Raw genomic sequence first — 17,601 nt, forward strand, 5'->3', positions numbered from 1 at the left:
ATGAAACTGGCGATCAAGCTGCGCACGCGCCTGTTCCTGAGCATTTCCGCGTTGATCACCGTCGCCTTGCTCGGGCTTCTGCTCGGGCTGGTCAGCGTGATGCAGATGGCCGGGTCGCAGGAAGCGCTGGTGCGCAGCAACTTCGTCACCCTGGATCTGGGCCTCAAATTGCGCCAGACCCTCGGCGATCAATTGATCATCATGCTCGCGGAAAAGCCCGACCCCGTTGCCTTTGAAGCGTCCAAGCAGCATTACTTCCAGTTGCTCGACCAGGGCATCGCCCAGCAGCCGGAGGGTGAAGATCAACCTTACGGTTTCCGCCAGGCCAAGGCCGATTACCTTAACTTTCTCGACTCCTTCGATGTGAGCGCCGAAGCGGCGAAGGACGCCAGCACCAGCGCGGATTTCCGCGAGCGTTTCAATATCCTGCGCAACGGTTTGATCGCTGAGCACAAGCACGCCCTGGACAGCATCAACGAGGTACAACACGCCGCTCGTGAACGCGCCCTGCTGATCGCCGGGCTGCTTGGTCTGGTCGGGCTGGCGGTGCTGATCATCGGTTTTGTCACAGCGCAAGGCATTGCCCGCCGCTTCGGCGCGCCGATCGAAGCGCTGGCCAAGGCTGCCGATAACATAGGGCAGGGTAACTACGACGTGACCCTGCCGATTTCCACCGCCATGGAAGTCAACCTGCTGTCGCGGCGCTTCGGCCTGATGGCCGAGGCGTTGCGCGAACACCAGGCGATGAATGTCGACGAGCTGTTGGCCGGACAACAACGTTTGCAGGCGGTGCTCGACAGTATTGACGACGGTTTGTTGATGATCGATCGCCAAGGCCAGCTCGAACACCTCAACCCGGTGGCTCAGCGCCAGTTGGGCTGGGAAGATGATCGTCTCGGCCAAGGCTTGGGCACTGCACTCGGCCGCCCGGAGCTGGATGCGCAACTGCAACTGGTGCTGCGCGGCGGCACGCTGGAGCGGGCGCCGGAAGATCTGAGCATCGAAGTCGATGGCGAATCGCGCCTGCTGACCTACAGCCTGACGCCGGTCAGCCACACCCAAGGGCATATTCTCGGTGCGGTCATGGTCCTGCACGATGTCACTGAGCAGCGTGCATTCGAGCGCGTGCGCAGTGAGTTTGTCTTGCGCGCTTCCCATGAACTGCGCACGCCGGTGACGGGCATGCACATGGCTTTCGGGCTGTTTCGTGAGCGGGCCAAGTTTCCGGCGGAGTCGCGCGAGGCTGACCTGCTGGATACGGTCAACGAGGAAATGCAGCGCCTGATGCAGTTGATCAACGACTTGCTCAACTTCTCGCGCTACCAGAACGGTCTGCAGAAATTGACGCTGGCGCCATGTTCCATCGAAGACTTGCTGGAGCAGGCGCAGCTGCGCTTTGCCGAGGCGGCTGCGGCCAAGGGTGTGGCGCTGAACGTCGAGATCCAAGGCTCACTGCCGAGATTGCAGGCCGATCAGGCGCAGCTCGAACGCGTCCTCGACAACCTGATCGACAACGCGCTGCGCCACACCGCCCGCGACGGGCAGATCCGTCTGCAGGCGCGGCGCCATGGCGAGCGGGTGATCATCAGCGTTGAAGACAACGGCGAAGGCATTGCCTACGGCCAGCAGGGACGGATCTTCGAGCCGTTCGTGCAGGTCGGACGTAAAAAGGGCGGCGCCGGCCTCGGTCTGGCACTGTGCAAGGAAATCGTCCAGTTGCACGGCGGGCGCATGGGCGTCTATTCGCGGCCGGGGCAGGGCACCCAGTTCTACATGGCGCTGGCAGTCTAGGCCTCGTCGTCCATACGCCGCCCCGCCAAGCGCCTGCCGCGGGTGATCAGTTCGATGAACTGCACGGCGCTGAGCGCGTGGGCGAACAACCAGCCCTGACCGAATTTCACTCCCTCACTGCTGAGCAATGTCGCCTGGGATTCCAGCTCGATGCCTTCGGCAATCACCTTCAGATCCAGCGCCTGCGCCATGTGAATGATGTGCGGCGCGACGCCGCTGCTCGCCGCGTCATGGCCCAGCGCATCAATAAAGGCTTTGTCGATTTTCAGGCAGTCAACCGGCAGAGTCTGCAGGTAGGCGAGGCTGCAATAGCCGGTGCCGAAATCATCGATCAACACCTGATGGCCGACGTCGCGCAAGGCTTGCAGGTTCTCCCGCGCCACCACCACATCGATCAGCCCACGCTCGGTGACTTCGAAGGCGATCTGCCGCGCGGCGACACGGTGCAGCGCCAGCAGCCGCGCCATGACCTGGCCGATGCGCGGCACCATCACGTCACAGGCTGCGAGGTTCACCGAGATATACAGCTGCGGGTTGGCGCGCAGTAACTGGCCCAGTTGTTCGAGCAGACGCTGCAAGACGAAGTCGGTCATCTGCCGGATCTGCCCGGTGTTCTCGGCCATCGGAATGAACAGATCGGGACTGGTCAACGTGCCGTCCGGACGCCGCCAGCGCAGCAGGGCTTCGGCACCTACACAATTGCGGCTGTCGAGGTCGAAGATCGGCTGATACAGGACCTGCAACTCACCCCGGCGGATCGCCCCGTGCAGCTCGGCGTCCAGTGACTGGCGCTGGCGCACCAGCAGGAAGGTCAGAAAGCCGACAATGGCCCCTGCGATCAGGCACACCGGCAACAGCCACCACCACACAGCCGGGACGTGCATGCCCGTGCGCGGCGTGATCAGTACCAATTGATATTCCGGATTGTTGGTGGGCATGCGGTAGATCAGCCGCGTTTGAGTCACCTGCAGCGCATCACGACTTTTCGGTGGCCAGGGTTCGGTCGGCGGCCAGGTCTGTGCATGGCCGAGCACCGGGATCGCACGGGTGCCGTGATCGAGTACCACTAGCAGGCTGCTGCCGGGCGACAGATCGACCATGTCGGTCAAATGCCCGCGCGAGGTGGCGACGCGAAAATTGCCGCGCCCGAGCATCAGCGCCGCGCGGTTTTCATCGGGTTCGGTGGTGGTGTTCAGCCAATAGCTGTAGGTCGGGCCCTGAATGTCCGGCGCACGCACCAACGACAGTCCTTCCTGGCGCGGACGATTTGAGCAGAACCGCGAGGCGTCCATGTACGCGGCTTCATAGACGAAGCGGTAGTTGAAGGTGACTTGCTGCAGGGTCGCGATCATTTCTTCGTCGCAGCCGCGCAAGGGCTGGGCTTCCAGATCGTCGAGACTTTCGCGCAACTGGCCGAACAATTGTTCGAGGCGGGCGAGGAAACGCTCGCCCTGAGCGTTCATTTCCTGGCTCTCGCGCATTTCCATCTGGCGCATCGCCGCGAACATACCGCCGGCGATCAGCAGGCTGGCACTGAGGACAGCCGCGATCATCGCCAAAAATACAGGGCGATAAAACCAGCTACGCAGCGTCTCTCGGGTCGCAGCCATCAAGGATTTTCCGAAGAATTACCATGAGTTATAGCTGCTGATTGCGATTTCGCCCTGACCGTCGGGCGGGCGTCATTATTTTGTCTGGTTGAGCACCAGCAGAAGTGCTGCGGTTTGTGCATCCGGCGTGCCATCAAAGCGGGCAGGGCGATAGTGCATCTGGAACGCAGCGAGGACGTGGCGCGTGGCGACATCCAGCTCGCCGGTTTGCGGCGTGTCGTAACCCAGCCGCGCGAGTTGCGCCTGGAACCAGCCGATTTCCGGCAGTGGGTTGGTGTCGAATACAGCCTGCTGCCGCGCCACCGCTTGCTCGTTCGGCCACAGGCCAAGGCCTTCGGCGGCGAGGCGTTTCCACGGGAACAGTGGCCCCGGATCAAGCTTGCGCAGCGGCGCGATATCGCTGTGACCGATGATGTGCCGAGGGCTGATGCCGTTGCGTTGGCTGATGTCCTTGAGCAGGGTGATCAGTGATTGAATCTGCGCTTCGCTGTACGGGTACCACAGACGCCCGGTCGGGGTGTCCTTGTAGCCGGGATTGACGATTTCGATGCCGATGGAGCTGGAGTTCAACCAGGTGCGGCCCTGCCACTGACTCTCGCCCGCATGCCAGGCGCGCTGGTTCTCATCCATCAACTTATAGATCGTGGCGCCCTCGTCATCGCCGATTAGGTAATGGCTGCTGACCTCGCCGTGAGTCAGCAGTTGCAGCGAACGCTCCAGCGATGCCGAGGTGTAATGCACTACGACGAACTGGATGCGGCTGTCGTAATTGGCCGAAGGATGACTGGTGTCGTAGCGCGGGCCGCTGGCGCAACCAGCGAGGACGAGCAGCGAGGCAATCAGGGCAAAGAATTTCATGGCAGAGGACGATACGCAAAAGACAATAATGCAACAGTGTAACGTACGGATCTGGCCAGAGTCCGCCAGCGGGCGGATTTAAACAAAATGGAACAATTGCCTCAGCCCAGCTCTACTCGGTTGCGTCCGGCGTTTTTCGCCCGATACAGCGCCTGATCGGCTCTTTTGAGCACCAGATCGCTGTGTTCACCCACCCGGAATGATGTAAGGCCCATGGAAATCGTGATGGTCACTCGCTCGCCCTTGAAGTGAAACGGGCAGGCCTCGATTGCCGCACGCAGGGTTTCCAGTAGCTTTGCGCCCACCGCTGGCGGCGTTGCCGGCAGTAACAGCACGAACTCTTCACCGCCGAAACGGGCGATGAAATCCGAACCGCGCAGGCGTTTGCGCAGCACTGTGGCGATAATCTTCAGCACTTTATCGCCGGCCAGATGACCGTAGCTGTCGTTGATGCGCTTGAAGTGATCGAGGTCGAGCATGGCCAGGCTCAGGGTATTGCCGTGTTGCTGCCACTGCTGGATTTCATGCTCCAGGCGTTCACTCCACGCCGCGCGGTTGGGCAGGCCGGTCAACGGGTCGATCAGGGCTTTCTGCCGCTGTTCCTCGAGATGTTCGCGGAAACCCAAGGCCTCCTGTTCCATGTGCGCGACCCGTTCCGACAGGCTTTTCAGTCTGGCGGCGACTTCCTGTTCGCGGGCGTCGCGCTGTTTCTGGTGCTGATCCATGGTGCCGAGCAGGCCTTCGAGGTGATTCTCCAGCACGTGCTTGAGGTCATCGAGGTCGGCTGCTTGCTGGACGCTGCTCTGCAGTCCATCGACCTGTTCACGGATCTGCGTGTCCATGGCCCGCGCCGCTGAGCTGTTGTCGGCATGCCCTTCACTGGCCGCTTGGAGGTTGCTCTGAAACGCTTCGAGGCGTTGGTTGAGCTGTTGCAGATACGCTTCGAACTCATGCTGACCACTATCGTTAATCGCCAGCATCAAAGTTGCGAGATCGTCGAGGATCGGCAGCAGTTCGTACCAGTTCAAGCCATGTTTGAGCCTTTCACGCATGGCTTCGGCTTGCGGGCGGTGACGTTCGGGCAGGGTCAGGTCGTCGAGCAGGCCGATCAGCGTGTCTTCGATATGCCTGGCCACGGAGCTGTAGGATGGCTCCGGCGAGTCCGGCAGGGCGAAGAGGATGTCGTGTTCCGGCTGCTCCGGGTCTATAGCGGCCAAGGCTTGAGTGGTCGGCTCGGGGAGCGGCAGGCTATCGGGAACCAGCGGCGACGGATTGCCGGGGTGGCTGAGTTCGTCGGGGTTGAATGCCTCGGTTGCAAGCGGTGGCGCAACGGGGTCTGGCGCGGCGGGAGCGGCTGGCTCAACCGGTGTCGGCTCGGGTTCAACGACGACGGCGGGCGTAGCGAACGCAACGATTTGCGGTTCGGGCGCGGCCTGCACCGGCGCTTCGACGGCGGCGGGAGCCACCATCGCCGACTCAGCGTCCGCGACCGGTGCCATTTGCGCCGGCTCCGGTTCAGGTTGCGCGGTGGCGATCGGCTGTGGCGCTGATGCTACCGACGGGTCTGCCGTAGGAGCAGCGGCGTCCTCACTGTCACGACTACCAAACAATCGCTGCAACAACCCTGGCCGGCCTGGTTCGGCAGGCGTCTCCAATTGACTCAAGGCCTTGCCCTGCAGGCCACTGAGCTCGCTGAGCAGCAGTGGCATTTCCCGCGCCTGACCGACGCGGCTGTCCATTTGTTTGGCGAATTTCTTCAGTGGTTGCGCGACTTCGCGCGGCAAAGGGAGGGCCTGCAACTGGGTGACCAGCGCGGTCAGCGCGGTGCTGACCTGATCGATGCGGGTTTCGCGGCGCTGCTCTGAGTCGAGTACGGCTTTTTCCAGGCGCGGCAGCAGGGCGGCGAGGCCGGCGTCCATGTCATCGGTGCGCACGACTTCGCGCATTTCCTTCATGCACTGATCGACAGCCTTGTCGGTGCCTTCGGCCGCCAGCGTGCTGCGCACCAGACCGCGCCGCAGCAGGTCGAGTCGCGCGGCCCAGCGGCGTTCGAGCTTGTCCTGCTGTTCGATGCTCTTGAGGTACTTCTCTTTCCAGCGCTGGGCGTCGTCGCTCATTCACAGGTTCCGCGAGGGGCAGGGCTCAACGCGGGCAATGCGTCGGCCGTGAGCGAACCCGGCAGACGAATTTCCACCGCGACCGGCAGGTGATCGGAAATAGGCTGGGCCAGCACCTCGACCTTTTCCAGGGTCAGGGTCGGGCTGAGCAGAATATGATCAAGGCAACGCTGTGGGCGCCAGCTGGGGAAGGTCGCTTCCACCTGCGGGGCCAGCAGGCCGAGATCGCGTAACGGCGAGTGTTCGAGCAGGTCGCTGGCGTGGGTGTTCATGTCGCCCATCAGCACCTGATGCTTGTAACCGCTGATCAAATCACGAATGTAGGCCAGTTGCAGGCTGCGCGTCCGCGCGCCAAGGGCCAGGTGCATCATCACCACCACCAGTGCTTCCGGACCTTCGCCGAAACGCAGCAGGATCGCGCCGCGACCTTTCGGACCGGGCAGCGGGTGATCTTCGATCGCCCAGGGTTTGAGGCGACTGAGCACGCCATTGCTGTGCTGGGCCAGCCGGCCGAGGTTGCGATTGAGTTGTTGATACCAGTAGGGGAAGGCGCCGAGATGGGCCAGGTGTTCGACCTGATTGACGTAGCCTGAGCGCAGACTGCCGCCATCGGCTTCCTGCAGGGCGACCAGATCGAAGTCGCCAAGCAGGTCACCAATCTTCTGCAGATTGCCGGAACGCCCTGTGTGCGGCAGCAGATGCTGCCAGCTGCGGGTCAGGTAATGCCGATAACGCTCGGTGCTGATGCCGACCTGGATGTTGAAACTGAGCAAGCGCAGACGCTGGTCTGCGGGCAGGCCCGTAGACGCCAGGTGATGCTCGTTGACCTGCGGATCGTGCAGGCCAACGGTGCGGTGGGTGTTCCAGCGGCGCATGGCGAATGCCGCGCTTAGTTGGCAGCCGCCTTGGTTGCCGCTCGCTCTTTGGCGACCAGATCGTCAGCCAGTTTCAGCGCTTGCTCGGCACCACCGGCAGAGCCGATGTCGAATCGGTATTTACCGTTGACGATCATGGTTGGCACGCCAGTGATTTCGTACTTCTTGGCCAGCTCACGGGCCTTGACGATCTGGCCCTTGATGGCGAACGAGTCGAAGGTGGCGATGAACTTGTCCTTGTCCACGCCTTGAGTGGCGAGGAAGTCGGCCATGTCGTTCTTGTCGGTGAGCTTCTTGTGTTCTTTCTGAATGGCGTTGAATACCGCAGCGTGAACCTTGTGCTCGACACCCATCGCTTCGAGGGTCAGGAACATCTGACCGTGAGCGTCCCACGGTCCGCCGAACATCGCCGGAATGCGCACGAAGTTGACGTCGGACGGCAATTTTTCAACCCACGGGTTGATGACGGGTTCAAAGGCGTAGCAATGCGGGCAGCCGTACCAGAACAGCTCGACCACTTCGATCTTGCCAGGCTTTGCCACCGGCACCGGGTTGGCCAGTTCTACATAAGGCGCGGCAGGGGCTTCAGCGGCCTGGGCGGTGACGCCGAACAGGCTGGCAGCGACGAGGGCGGCGCTGATGATCAGATTACGCATGCTTTACTCCTGGACAATATGGGTCGCCTCGCTCGACCTGTTTCGACACAGATCCTGGCGGGCATGAGTGCTGTAGTGTAACGGCAGCGGCCACAAAAAAGGGCGGCCAAAGCCACCCTTTTTATACTTGCTGCGAAGGATTAATCGAGCGTTAACGTGGCAGGCGTTGCGCACCTCGCTCTACACTCGAACAAGGGCCTCAGTGCAGGCCCTGGATGTAGCTGGAAACCGCAGCGATGTCTTCATCGCTCAGCTTGCGCGCGATGGTGCGCATGGTCATGGCGTCGCCGTCATTGGCGCGACCGTCGACTTCCTTGCGGAAATCGGTCAGCTGCTTGGCGATGTATTGTGCGTGCTGGCCGCCCAGATGCGGAAAGCCTGCGGCGGCGTTGCCGGCGCCATTCGGCGAATGGCAACCGGTGCAGGCTGGCAGGCCTTTTTCCAGGTTGCCGCCACGGAACAGCGCTTCACCGCGAGCAACGATCTTCGGATCGGCGGCACCAACGCTGCCTTTCTGGCTGGCGAAGTAGGCGGAGATATCGGCCAGATCCTGATCGTTCAGGTTGGTCAGCAGCCCGGTCATTTCCAGCACCACGCGCTTGCCCGACTTGATGTCGTGCAATTGCTTGTCGAGGTAGCGTTCACCCTGACCTGCCAGTTTCGGAAAGTTTGGCGCCATGCTGTTGCCGTCCGGGCCATGGCAGGCCCCGCACACGGCGGCTTTGGCCTGGCCTGCTGCGGCATCGCCGGCAGCATGGGCGAAACCTGAAATTCCCACGGTCAACAGCAGACTCACGATCAATTTGTTCATCAGCTAATCCAACTACGGCTAAGGGTTAAGTTATGGGCCGGGCTTACTCTCGCTCATCCACAGGATGATGGCCTGGTAATCCTCGGCACTGCAGTCCATGCACAAACCACGCGGCGGCATCGCCTTGAAACCCTGGGTCACGTGTTGCACCAGCGTCCCCATACCTTTCGCCAACCTCGGCGTCCAGGCTTGCTGATCGCCTCTTTTGGGCGCCATGGGTAGTTGGCCGGAATGACAGGCACCACAAACACGGTTGTACACAGCTTCCGGATCCTGTGTAGCCTGTGCGCTGTAAAGCGGCACCAAGACTCCGGCAGCCAGCAGCCATTTCGTCATAAAACGACCTTTTCAGGGTTGAGAGCGTTCTGCGTTCTAATGCGCAATCAAAGTCTGGCGCTCTCGTGAACTTCATCCTTCGCTGGGACAAAGCACACACAAAATCTGCGGCATTATATACTGGCGTCACTGAAACGGAAGCGACACCGCGTTCCGCGCCCATTCCCGGCGCCGCCCACATCGGAAATCCCATGCAACTCAAGAATCCCATCCTCGGCCTGTGCCAACAGTCCACATTCATGCTCAGTGCCGCCAAAGTCGATCAATGCCCTGACGACGAAGGCTTCGAAGTGGCGTTTGCCGGTCGTTCCAACGCTGGCAAATCCAGCGCGCTGAACACCCTGACCCACGCCAGCCTGGCGCGCACCTCGAAAACTCCGGGTCGCACACAGCTGTTGAACTTCTTCAAGCTAGACGATGATCGCCGTCTGGTCGACCTGCCGGGCTACGGTTATGCAAAAGTACCGATCCCGCTCAAGCAACACTGGCAGCGCCACCTCGAGGCTTACCTCGGTGGTCGGGAGAGTCTGAAGGGTTTGATTCTGATGATGGACATCCGCCATCCGATGACCGACTTCGACCTGCTGATGCTCGACTGGGCCGTCGCCGCCGGCATGCCGATGCACATCCTGCTGACCAAAGCCGACAAGCTCACCTACGGCGCAGCCAAGAACACCCTGCTGAAAGTGCAGTCGGAAATCCGCAAAGGCTGGGGCGACTCGATCACCATCCAACTGTTCTCTGCACCAAAACGCATGGGCCTGGAAGAGGCCTACACCGTATTGGCCGACTGGATGGAACTCGCAGACAAAGGCGCCGAGGTGGCAGCCGAGTAAGACAATTTCAAAACTGACTGTGGTGCTGTCAGGCAAGGCGAAAGCACCGCTAAAAAGCGGAGTTTAGGGTACCTAAATGAGCATTTTTAGCGGTGCTTTTAACGCAGCATGACGGCATCACAGCCAGTTTTGGGGCAAAAAAAGCCCCGGACTTCATTGGGGAGGGAGAAGTTCCGGGGTTTAAGTTCCGAACCGCTAGGGCGGGGTTCAGATATCTGCCAACACTTAACACAACATAGGAGCATCGAAGGGCTTCACCAGCCATTCAGTACCTCTGAGTGTTTCATCGGCAGATTAGTTCAGATTTTTTTCAAAAAGCTTTGGAATAGGCTCAAGCATTTATCGGTCTAAGCCCGTTTCATCGGGCTCGCCGCGGCAGCAGGTCGCGGCGATGCCTAAAAAATGGCTCAGTGCGCCTCATCCCAGTTATTGCCCACGCCAACTTCTACCAATAGCGGCACATCCAGTTTTGCCGCTTCGCTCATGTGCGTACGAATTTCGGCACTGACCTGCTCGACCAGATCCTCGCGAACCTCCAGCACCAGTTCATCGTGCACCTGCAGGATGACCCGCGCATCCAGCCCCGACGTCGCTAGCCAGTTATCCACAGCCACCATGGCTTTCTTGATGATGTCCGCCGCCGTGCCCTGCATCGGCGCGTTGATCGCCGTGCGTTCTGCGGCGGCGCGTTCCTGCGGCTTGTTCGAGTTGATCTCCGGCAGGTACAGACGACGACCGAAGAAGGTTTCGACGTAACCCTGATCCGCCGCCTGCGCTCGGGTGCGCTCCATGTACTCACGAACGCCTGGATAACGGGCGAAGTAGGTATCGATATAAGCCTTGGCAGTCTTGGTGTCGACGCCGATGTCCTTGCCAAGCTTCTGCGCACCCATGCCGTAGATCAGACCGAAGTTGATCGCCTTGGCGCTGCGGCGCTGGTCCGAGGTCACTTGCTCAAGCTCGACCTTGAACACTTCGGCAGCGGTCGCGGTGTGCACGTCGAGGTTGTTGCGGAAGGCATTCATCAGGCCTTCGTCGCGGGACAGGTGGGCCATGATGCGCAGTTCGATCTGCGAGTAGTCCGCCGCCAGCAGCTTATAGCCCTTCGGCGCGACGAACGCCTGACGAATGCGTCGGCCTTCGGCGGTACGCACCGGAATGTTCTGCAGGTTCGGATCACTGGAGGACAAGCGCCCGGTCGAGGCCACGGCTTGATGATAGGACGTGTGGATGCGCCCGGTGCGCGGGTTGATCTGCTCCGGCAGCCGATCGGTATAGGTGCTTTTCAGTTTGCTCATCGAGCGGTGCTCCATCAGCACTTTCGGCAAGCGGTGATCGTCTTCGGCGAGCTTGGCCAGCACTTCTTCAGCCGTGGACGGCTGGCCTTTGGCGGTTTTCTTCAGCACCGGCAAACCAAGCTTTTCATAGAGAATCACGCCCAGTTGCTTCGGCGAGCCGAGGTTGAATTCCTCCCCGGCAATCTCGAAGGCTTCACGCTCGAGCGCAACCATTTTGTTGCCCAGCTCGATGCTCTGGATACCGAGCAGCTCGGCATCAACGAACGCGCCCTGACGTTCGATGCGCGCCAGTACCGGTACCAGCGGAATCTCGATGTCGGTCAGCACGCTGGCCAGGCTCGGAATCGCGCTGAGTTTTTCGAACAGAGCCTGGTGCAAGCGCAGGGTGATGTCGGCATCTTCGGCGGCGTATGGCCCGGCCTGTTCCAGAGCGATCTGGTCGAAGGTCAGTTGCTTGGCCCCTTTGCCGGCGATGTCCTGGAAGCTCACCGTGGTGTGGTCGAGGTACTTCTGCGCGAGGCTGTCCATGTCGTGACGGGTCGCGGTGGAGTTGAGTACGTAGGATTCAAGCATGGTGTCGAAGGCGATGCCGCGCACTGTGATGCCTTCACTCTGATCGCCGCCGATGGCGCAGTTGGCCAGAATGTTCATGTCGAACTTGGCGTGCTGGCCGACCTTGAGCTTGTTCGGGTCTTCCAGGATCGGCTTGAGTGCGCGCAGCACGGTGTCGCGATCCAGTTGCTCCGGTACGCCGATGTAGGAGTGGGTCAGCGGAATGTACGCGGCTTCGTTGGCCTGTACGGCGAACGACAGACCGACCAGTTGTGCCCGCTGCGCGTCGATGCCGGTGGTTTCGGTGTCGAAGGCGATCAGCTCGGCGTTGCGCAGTTTTTCCAGCCAGACATCAAAGCGTGCCTGATCGAGGATGGTTTCGTACACGGCTTCGGCAGGGGCAGCGGCCGCCTCGGCTTGTGGGGCGCTGAACAGATCATGGGCTGGCGCGGGTTCAGCCGCGGCGTTCAGTTCCAGACGCTTGGCGTCGCGATCCAGATCACTGAGCCAGCTCTTGAATTCCAGCAGTGTGTAGAGCTCGTAGAGTTTGGCCGGATCTTCCTGACCCATCTGCAGATCGTCGAGGCCGATATCCAGCGGCACATCGATCTTGATGGTTGCCAGTTGATAGGAGAGGAAAGCCATTTCCTTGTGCTCTTCGAGCTTGGCCACCAGGGTTTTCGCCCCACGAATCGGCAGGGTCGGCACGATGTCGAGGTTGGCGTACAGCTCGGTCAGACCGCCGTTGACGCCGACCAGCAGGCCGGACGCCGTCTTCGGGCCGATGCCCGGCACGCCCGGAATGTTGTCGGAGGAATCGCCCATCAGCGCCAGGTAATCGATGATCTGCTCCGGTGCGACGCCAAATTTCTCTTTAACGCCCTCCACATCCATCGAACTACCGGACATGGTGTTGACCAAGGTAATGTGGCCGTCGACCAGTTGCGCCATGTCCTTGTCGCCGGTGGAGATGATCACCGGACGGTCCGCCGCCGCGCTGCTGCGGGCGAGGGTGCCGATCACATCGTCGGCCTCGACGCCGTCCACGCACAGCAGCGGGAAGCCGAGGGCGATCACGCTCTGGTGCAGCGGCTCGATCTGCACGCGCATGTCATCGGGCATGCTCGGGCGGTTGGCCTTGTATTCGGCGTACATCTCATCGCGAAATGTCCCGCCCTTGGCGTCGAACACCACGGCGAACGGGCTGTCCGGGTACTGCTTGCGCAGACTCTTGAGCATGTTCAGCACGCCTTTGACCGCACCGGTCGGCAGGCCTTTGGACGTGGTCAGTGGTGGCAGTGCATGAAAGGCGCGGTACAGGTAAGACGAACCGTCCACCAGGACGAGGGGGGCTTGGCTCATGAGCAGGATCAACCTTTTCGGCGGGTCCGGGGCTAGAATAGCGGGACCGTTGACGACAAAGGGACAAGGTTATCATGCGTACGTTAAATCGCTTGCTGCTGGTCGGGTTGATCGCTGTCTCACCACTGGCCGCGATGGCGGCGGATGATGCGCCGGGCGGCGACCCCGATGTCACTATCCGCACGGAGGGCGACAAGACCATTCAGGAGTACCGTCAGAACGGTTTCCTGTATGCGATAAAGGTCACGCCAAAGAATGGGAAACCTTATTTTCTGGTGCGCGCCGACGGTACGGATGCCAATTTCATCCGCTCGGATCAGCCGGATATGCTGATTCCGTCATGGAAGATTTTCGAATGGAAGTAGGTTTTCAATTCACCCGCCGCCGCAGTCGCGGCGCCCGTACTGGCAGTTAAGACATGTCTGTGTTCACTCCCCTGGCTCGGCTCGAGCTGGAAACCTTTCTCGCCCCTTACGGGCTCGGCCGCCTGCTTGATTTCCAGGGGATCGCCGCCGGCAGCGAAAACACCAATTTCTTCATCAGCCTGGAGCAGGGCGAGTTTGTCCTCACCCTGGTCGAACGCGGCCCGGTGCAGGAGATGCCGTTCTTCATCGACCTGCTCGACGTGCTGCACGAAGCCGATCTGCCGGTGCCTTATGCCCTGCGCACCACTGACGGCGTGGCGCTGCGTGAACTAAAAGGCAAGCCAGCGCTGCTGCAACCGCGTCTGTCGGGCAAGCACATCAAGGTCGCCAATGCCCAGCATTGCGCCCAGGTCGGCGAATTGCAGGCACATCTGCACCTAGCGACCCAGGGCGAGCGCATGATCAAGCGCAAGACCGATCGCGGTCTGGACTGGATGCTGGAAGAGGGTTGTGAATTTCTCTCGCACCTGAGCGATGAGCCGCGCGCGCTGTTGCAAAGCGCGCTGGATGAAATCTCTGAGCGCAAAGACAAGATCCTCGCGCTGCCGAGGGCGAACATCCACGCGGATCTGTTCCGCGACAATGCGATGTTCGAAGGCACGCACCTGACCGGGCTGATCGACTTCTACAACGCCTGCTCGGGGCCGATGCTGTATGACGTGGCAATCGCGTTGAACGACTGGTGCTCGGATGAAGCGGGCGTGATCGATGGCCCGCGGGCCCGAGCGTTTCTCGGTGCCTACGCCGCGCTGCGCCCATTCACGGCGGCGGAAGCTGAACTGTGGCCGACGATGCTGCGCGTGGCTTGTGTACGGTTCTGGCTGTCACGCTTGATCGCCGCCGAGCAGTTCGCCGGGCAGGATGTGTTGATTCATGATCCGCGGGAGTTCGAGCAGCGTCTGGCACAGCGGCAGAAGGTTCACACACCGTTGCCTTTCGCCCTTTAAGATCAAAAGATCGCAGCCTTCGGCAGCTCCTACAAGGGATTGATGTACACCCTGTAGGAGCTGCCGAAGGCTGCGATCTTTTTCTATGGGGTTACAGAGACTCCAGGCATCCCGCCAAATCATTGCCCAACTTTTCCAACACCTGCTCATAGCCCTGAGCCGTCGCCGGGGTGTACCCGCCCAACGCATCCAGTTCCGCCAGCTTCACCGGCAGGCCAGCCACCAGCGTTTCCGCCAGACGCGGACGCAACGGCGGTTCGCTGAACACACAGGTCTTGCCCACTTCCTGCAAGCGCTGGCGCATCGCCGCCACATGCTGAGCGCCGGGCTGCACTTCAGCAGCGACGGCGAAGACCCCGGCGTGCTTCAGGCCATAAGCGTCTTCGAAATAATCAAAGGCCTCGTGAAAGACGAAATACGGCTTGCCTTCGACATTGGCCAGGCGCTTCTTCAAGCGCAGATCCAGCGCATCCAGACGTTCATCGAAGGCTTTGGCGTTGCTCTGATAACGCTGGGCATTGGCCGGGTCGGCGGCGCTGAGGTCGGCGGCCATTTTGTCGGCGATTACCCGCGCATTGACCGGCGAAAGCCACAAGTGCGCATCCAGCGAGCCGGGGCGATGATCGTGATCATGCTCGTCGGCTTCTTCGGCATGGGAATGGTTGTCTGCGCCGAAATGGCGCAATTTCAGCCCCGGCAGATCCTGCACCGCGACACTCGGCAGGCTGCGACCGTTGAGCACCCGCGGGAGGAAGCCTTCCATGTCCGGGCCGATCCAGTAAAGCAGATCGACCGACTGCACCTTCCGTACGTCGGAGGGGCGCAGGGCGTAATTGTGCGGCGAGGCGCCCGGTGGCAACAGCACCTCGGGAATCGCCACGCCGTCCTGCACGGCAGCGGCAATCAGCTGCAACGGTTTGATGCTGGTGAGGACTTTGACCTCGGCCTGAGCCGTACCGGTCAGCAGAAAAACGGCAACAAAGGCCACAAAAACAGAAAAAAGTCGGGACACGATGACCACTCAAGGAAGCGAGAACGGGTAACATAATAACGTCTCCAGCAAATCTCGTCGCCGCTCATGCCTATTACACCGATTGCCAGCCGTCCCCACGACCACTCCCATTGCGTGCACAGCGCTCTGTCCGAGGCCGATACCTTGTGCGCGCAAAAAGGTTTGCGTCTGACCGCCCTGCGCCGCCGCGTGCTGGAACTGGTCTGGCAGAGCCACAAGCCGCTGGGTGCCTACGACATCCTCGCTGTGCTCAGCGAGCAGGACGGCCGCCGCGCCGCGCCGCCTACGGTGTACCGCGCACTGGATTTCCTCCTGGAAAACGGCCTGGTCCATCGCATCTCGTCGCTCAACGCCTTCGTTGGCTGCGTGCATCCTGAACACGCGCATCAGGGTCAGTTCCTGATCTGCCGCGACTGCCACGCCGCTATCGAACTCGAGCAAAAAGTGATCAGTGACGCGATCATCAGCAGCGCCAAAGACGTCGGATTCATCGTCGAAGCGCAGACGGTCGAAGTGGTCGGCCTGTGCGCCGGTTGCCAGGGGGCCTGATGAGCAACGCGCTGATCCGTCTGGAGCAGGTCGCCGTCACGTTTGCCGGGCAGACTGTGCTGGACAACATCGAGCTGAGCGTCGAGCCGGGGCAGATCGTCACTCTGATCGGCCCCAACGGCGCCGGCAAGACCACGCTGGTGCGCGCCGTGCTCGGGCTGTTGAAGCCGAACAGCGGCAGCGTCTGGCGCAAGCCGAAGCTGCGCGTCGGCTACATGCCGCAGAAGCTGCACGTCGATCCGACCCTGCCGCTGTCAGTGCTGCGCTTTCTGCGCCTGGTGCCCGGCGTCGATCGTCCCCGCGCCTTGGCCGCGCTGAAGGAAGTCGGCGCCGAACACGTGATCGACAGCCCGGTGCAGAGCGTTTCCGGCGGCGAAATGCAGCGCGTGCTGCTGGCGCGGGCCCTGCTGCGTGAGCCGGAGCTGCTGGTGCTCGACGAACCGGTGCAGGGCGTCGACGTGGCTGGGCAGGCCGAGCTGTACAGCCTGATCACCCGTCTGCGCGACCGCCACGGTTGCGGCGTGCTGATGGTGTCCCACGATTTGCATCTGGTGATGAGCACCACCGATCAGGTGGTCTGCCTCAACCGTCACGTCTGCTGCTCCGGGCATCCCGAGCAGGTCAGCGGTGATCCGGCATTCGTCGAGCTGTTCGGCAAGAATGCGCCGAGCCTGGCGATCTATCACCACCATCACGACCACGCCCACGACCTGCACGGTTCGGTGGTCAAAGGCCCGCTGGGCGGGCAACCTCACGTTCATGGAGACGGCTGCAAGCATGGCTGATTTTCTCTTGTATGCCCTGCTTGCAGGTCTGGCGCTGGCGCTGGTGGCCGGACCGCTCGGCTCGTTTGTGGTGTGGCGGCGCATGGCCTATTTCGGCGACACCCTGTCCCACGCCGCGCTGCTCGGCGTGGCCTTGGGCTTTCTGCTGGATGTCAGCCCGACGGTAGCGGTGACGGTCGGTTGCCTGCTGCTGGCGGTGCTGCTGGTGACGCTGCAACAGCGCCAGCCACTGGCGTCCGACACGCTGTTGGGAATTCTTGCGCCGAGCACGCTCTCTCTCGGCCTGGTGGTACTAAGCTTCATGCATGAAGTGCGGATCGACCTGATGGCCTATCTGTTTGGCGATCTGCTGGCGATCAGTCCGAGCGACCTGGCGTGGATCCTCGGCGGCACCGCGGCGGTGCTGGTGTTGCTGGTGACGCTATGGCGGCCACTGCTGGCGGTCACCGTGCACGAAGAGCTGGCGCGGGTCGAGGGCCTGCCGGTTGCGGGTTTACGCTTGGCGCTGATGCTGTTGATCGCGGTGGTGATCGCGGTGGCGATGAAAATCGTCGGGGTATTGTTGATCACTTCGCTGCTGATCATTCCGGCCGCTGCGGCACAGCGTCACGCCCGTTCGCCGGAGCAGATGGCCCTGGGCGCGAGCCTGCTGGGCATGCTCGCGGTGTGCGGCGGGCTGGCATTGTCATGGTTCAAGGACACCCCGGCGGGGCCGTCGATCGTGGTGACGGCGGCCGCGCTGTTTCTGTTGAGTTTTGTTCTGCCCCGTCGTGGGGTGTAG

At 61.5% G+C, this 17,601-nt stretch carries 16 protein-coding genes; 7 read left to right on the plus strand and 9 right to left on the minus strand.

The genetic code is table 11. From position 1 onward, the window contains the following. Complete coding sequence (locus J2Y90_RS06300) at positions 1 to 1,791, plus strand: ATP-binding protein (RefSeq protein WP_253497559.1); 1,791 nt, start codon at positions 1 to 3, stop codon at positions 1,789 to 1,791. Here J2Y90_RS06300 and J2Y90_RS06305 read toward each other — a convergent pair. The 7 genes from J2Y90_RS06305 to J2Y90_RS06335 form a co-directional block, all read right to left on the minus strand. Then, positions 1,788 to 3,401 (minus strand): EAL domain-containing protein, encoded by a 1,614-nt coding sequence (locus J2Y90_RS06305; RefSeq protein ID WP_253497562.1) that lies wholly within the window; start codon positions 3,399 to 3,401, stop codon positions 1,788 to 1,790. The two genes, J2Y90_RS06300 and J2Y90_RS06305, sit on opposite strands and share 4 nt — an antisense overlap. Positions 3,402 to 3,476: 75 nt before the next feature. Beyond that, a complete protein-coding gene (locus tag J2Y90_RS06310) occupies positions 3,477 to 4,259 on the minus strand; it encodes an N-acetylmuramoyl-L-alanine amidase (RefSeq protein ID WP_253497564.1) in 783 nt (260 codons plus the stop codon). A gap of 101 nt (positions 4,260 to 4,360) precedes the next feature. Then, complete coding sequence (locus tag J2Y90_RS06315) at positions 4,361 to 6,376, minus strand: diguanylate cyclase (RefSeq protein WP_253497567.1); 2,016 nt, start codon at positions 6,374 to 6,376, stop codon at positions 4,361 to 4,363. After that, positions 6,373 to 7,251: an endonuclease/exonuclease/phosphatase family protein gene (locus J2Y90_RS06320; protein WP_253497570.1), complete on the minus strand. Its 879-nt coding sequence runs from the start codon at positions 7,249 to 7,251 to the stop codon at positions 6,373 to 6,375. Before J2Y90_RS06320 ends, J2Y90_RS06315 begins: the two co-directional genes overlap by 4 nt. A gap of 14 nt (positions 7,252 to 7,265) precedes the next feature. Further along, positions 7,266 to 7,907 (minus strand): thiol:disulfide interchange protein DsbA/DsbL, encoded by a 642-nt coding sequence (locus J2Y90_RS06325; RefSeq protein WP_253497572.1) that lies wholly within the window; start codon positions 7,905 to 7,907, stop codon positions 7,266 to 7,268. Positions 7,908 to 8,106: 199 nt separating this feature from the next. Continuing rightward, positions 8,107 to 8,718, minus strand: a complete 612-nt coding sequence (locus J2Y90_RS06330) for a c-type cytochrome (protein ID WP_253497574.1) — start codon at positions 8,716 to 8,718, stop codon at positions 8,107 to 8,109. Positions 8,719 to 8,748: 30 nt separating this feature from the next. Next, on the minus strand, positions 8,749 to 9,054 hold the full coding sequence (locus J2Y90_RS06335) for a c-type cytochrome (RefSeq protein WP_253497577.1): 306 nt from the start codon (positions 9,052 to 9,054) through the stop codon (positions 8,749 to 8,751). A gap of 191 nt (positions 9,055 to 9,245) precedes the next feature. On the opposite strand from J2Y90_RS06335, the gene yihA reads away from it, so the two are divergent. Continuing rightward, positions 9,246 to 9,890, plus strand: coding sequence for a ribosome biogenesis GTP-binding protein YihA/YsxC (gene yihA / locus J2Y90_RS06340; protein WP_253497580.1), 645 nt, complete (start codon positions 9,246 to 9,248; stop codon positions 9,888 to 9,890). A 407-nt stretch (positions 9,891 to 10,297) separates the two neighbouring features. Here yihA and polA read toward each other — a convergent pair whose 3' ends face one another. Then, positions 10,298 to 13,102 carry a DNA polymerase I gene (polA, locus tag J2Y90_RS06345; protein ID WP_253497583.1) on the minus strand — a complete coding sequence of 935 codons (2,805 nt, stop codon included), beginning with the start codon at positions 13,100 to 13,102 and terminating at the stop codon, positions 10,298 to 10,300. A 74-nt stretch (positions 13,103 to 13,176) separates the two neighbouring features. Between polA and J2Y90_RS06350 the strand changes: the two genes are divergently transcribed. Together J2Y90_RS06350 and J2Y90_RS06355 are read left to right on the plus strand one after the other, a co-directional pair. Next, positions 13,177 to 13,467 carry a DUF2782 domain-containing protein gene (locus tag J2Y90_RS06350; protein WP_253497586.1) on the plus strand — a complete coding sequence of 97 codons (291 nt, stop codon included), beginning with the start codon at positions 13,177 to 13,179 and terminating at the stop codon, positions 13,465 to 13,467. A gap of 53 nt (positions 13,468 to 13,520) precedes the next feature. After that, complete coding sequence (locus tag J2Y90_RS06355) at positions 13,521 to 14,474, plus strand: homoserine kinase (RefSeq protein ID WP_253497588.1); 954 nt, start codon at positions 13,521 to 13,523, stop codon at positions 14,472 to 14,474. Positions 14,475 to 14,565: 91 nt separating this feature from the next. Here J2Y90_RS06355 and J2Y90_RS06360 read toward each other — a convergent pair whose 3' ends face one another. Continuing rightward, complete coding sequence (locus J2Y90_RS06360; protein ID WP_253497591.1) at positions 14,566 to 15,486, minus strand: zinc ABC transporter substrate-binding protein; 921 nt, start codon at positions 15,484 to 15,486, stop codon at positions 14,566 to 14,568. Between the two features lie 66 nt (positions 15,487 to 15,552). On the opposite strand from J2Y90_RS06360, the gene J2Y90_RS06365 reads away from it, so the two are divergent. Genes J2Y90_RS06365 through znuB form a run of 3 tightly spaced genes read left to right on the plus strand, consistent with a single transcriptional unit; the run spans position 15,553 to position 17,601 of the window. After that, a complete protein-coding gene (locus tag J2Y90_RS06365) occupies positions 15,553 to 16,035 on the plus strand; it encodes a Fur family transcriptional regulator (protein WP_042608298.1) in 483 nt (160 codons plus the stop codon). Beyond that, on the plus strand, positions 16,035 to 16,820 hold the full coding sequence (znuC, locus tag J2Y90_RS06370; protein WP_101159662.1) for a zinc ABC transporter ATP-binding protein ZnuC: 786 nt from the start codon (positions 16,035 to 16,037) through the stop codon (positions 16,818 to 16,820). The genes J2Y90_RS06365 and znuC overlap by 1 nt, the downstream gene beginning before the upstream one ends. Beyond that, complete coding sequence (znuB, locus tag J2Y90_RS06375; protein ID WP_016772340.1) at positions 16,813 to 17,601, plus strand: zinc ABC transporter permease subunit ZnuB; 789 nt, start codon at positions 16,813 to 16,815, stop codon at positions 17,599 to 17,601. The genes znuC and znuB overlap by 8 nt, the downstream gene beginning before the upstream one ends.

Source organism: Pseudomonas koreensis (genome assembly GCF_024169245.1).
Taxonomy (GTDB): Bacteria; Pseudomonadota; Gammaproteobacteria; order Pseudomonadales; family Pseudomonadaceae; genus Aquipseudomonas; species Aquipseudomonas koreensis_F.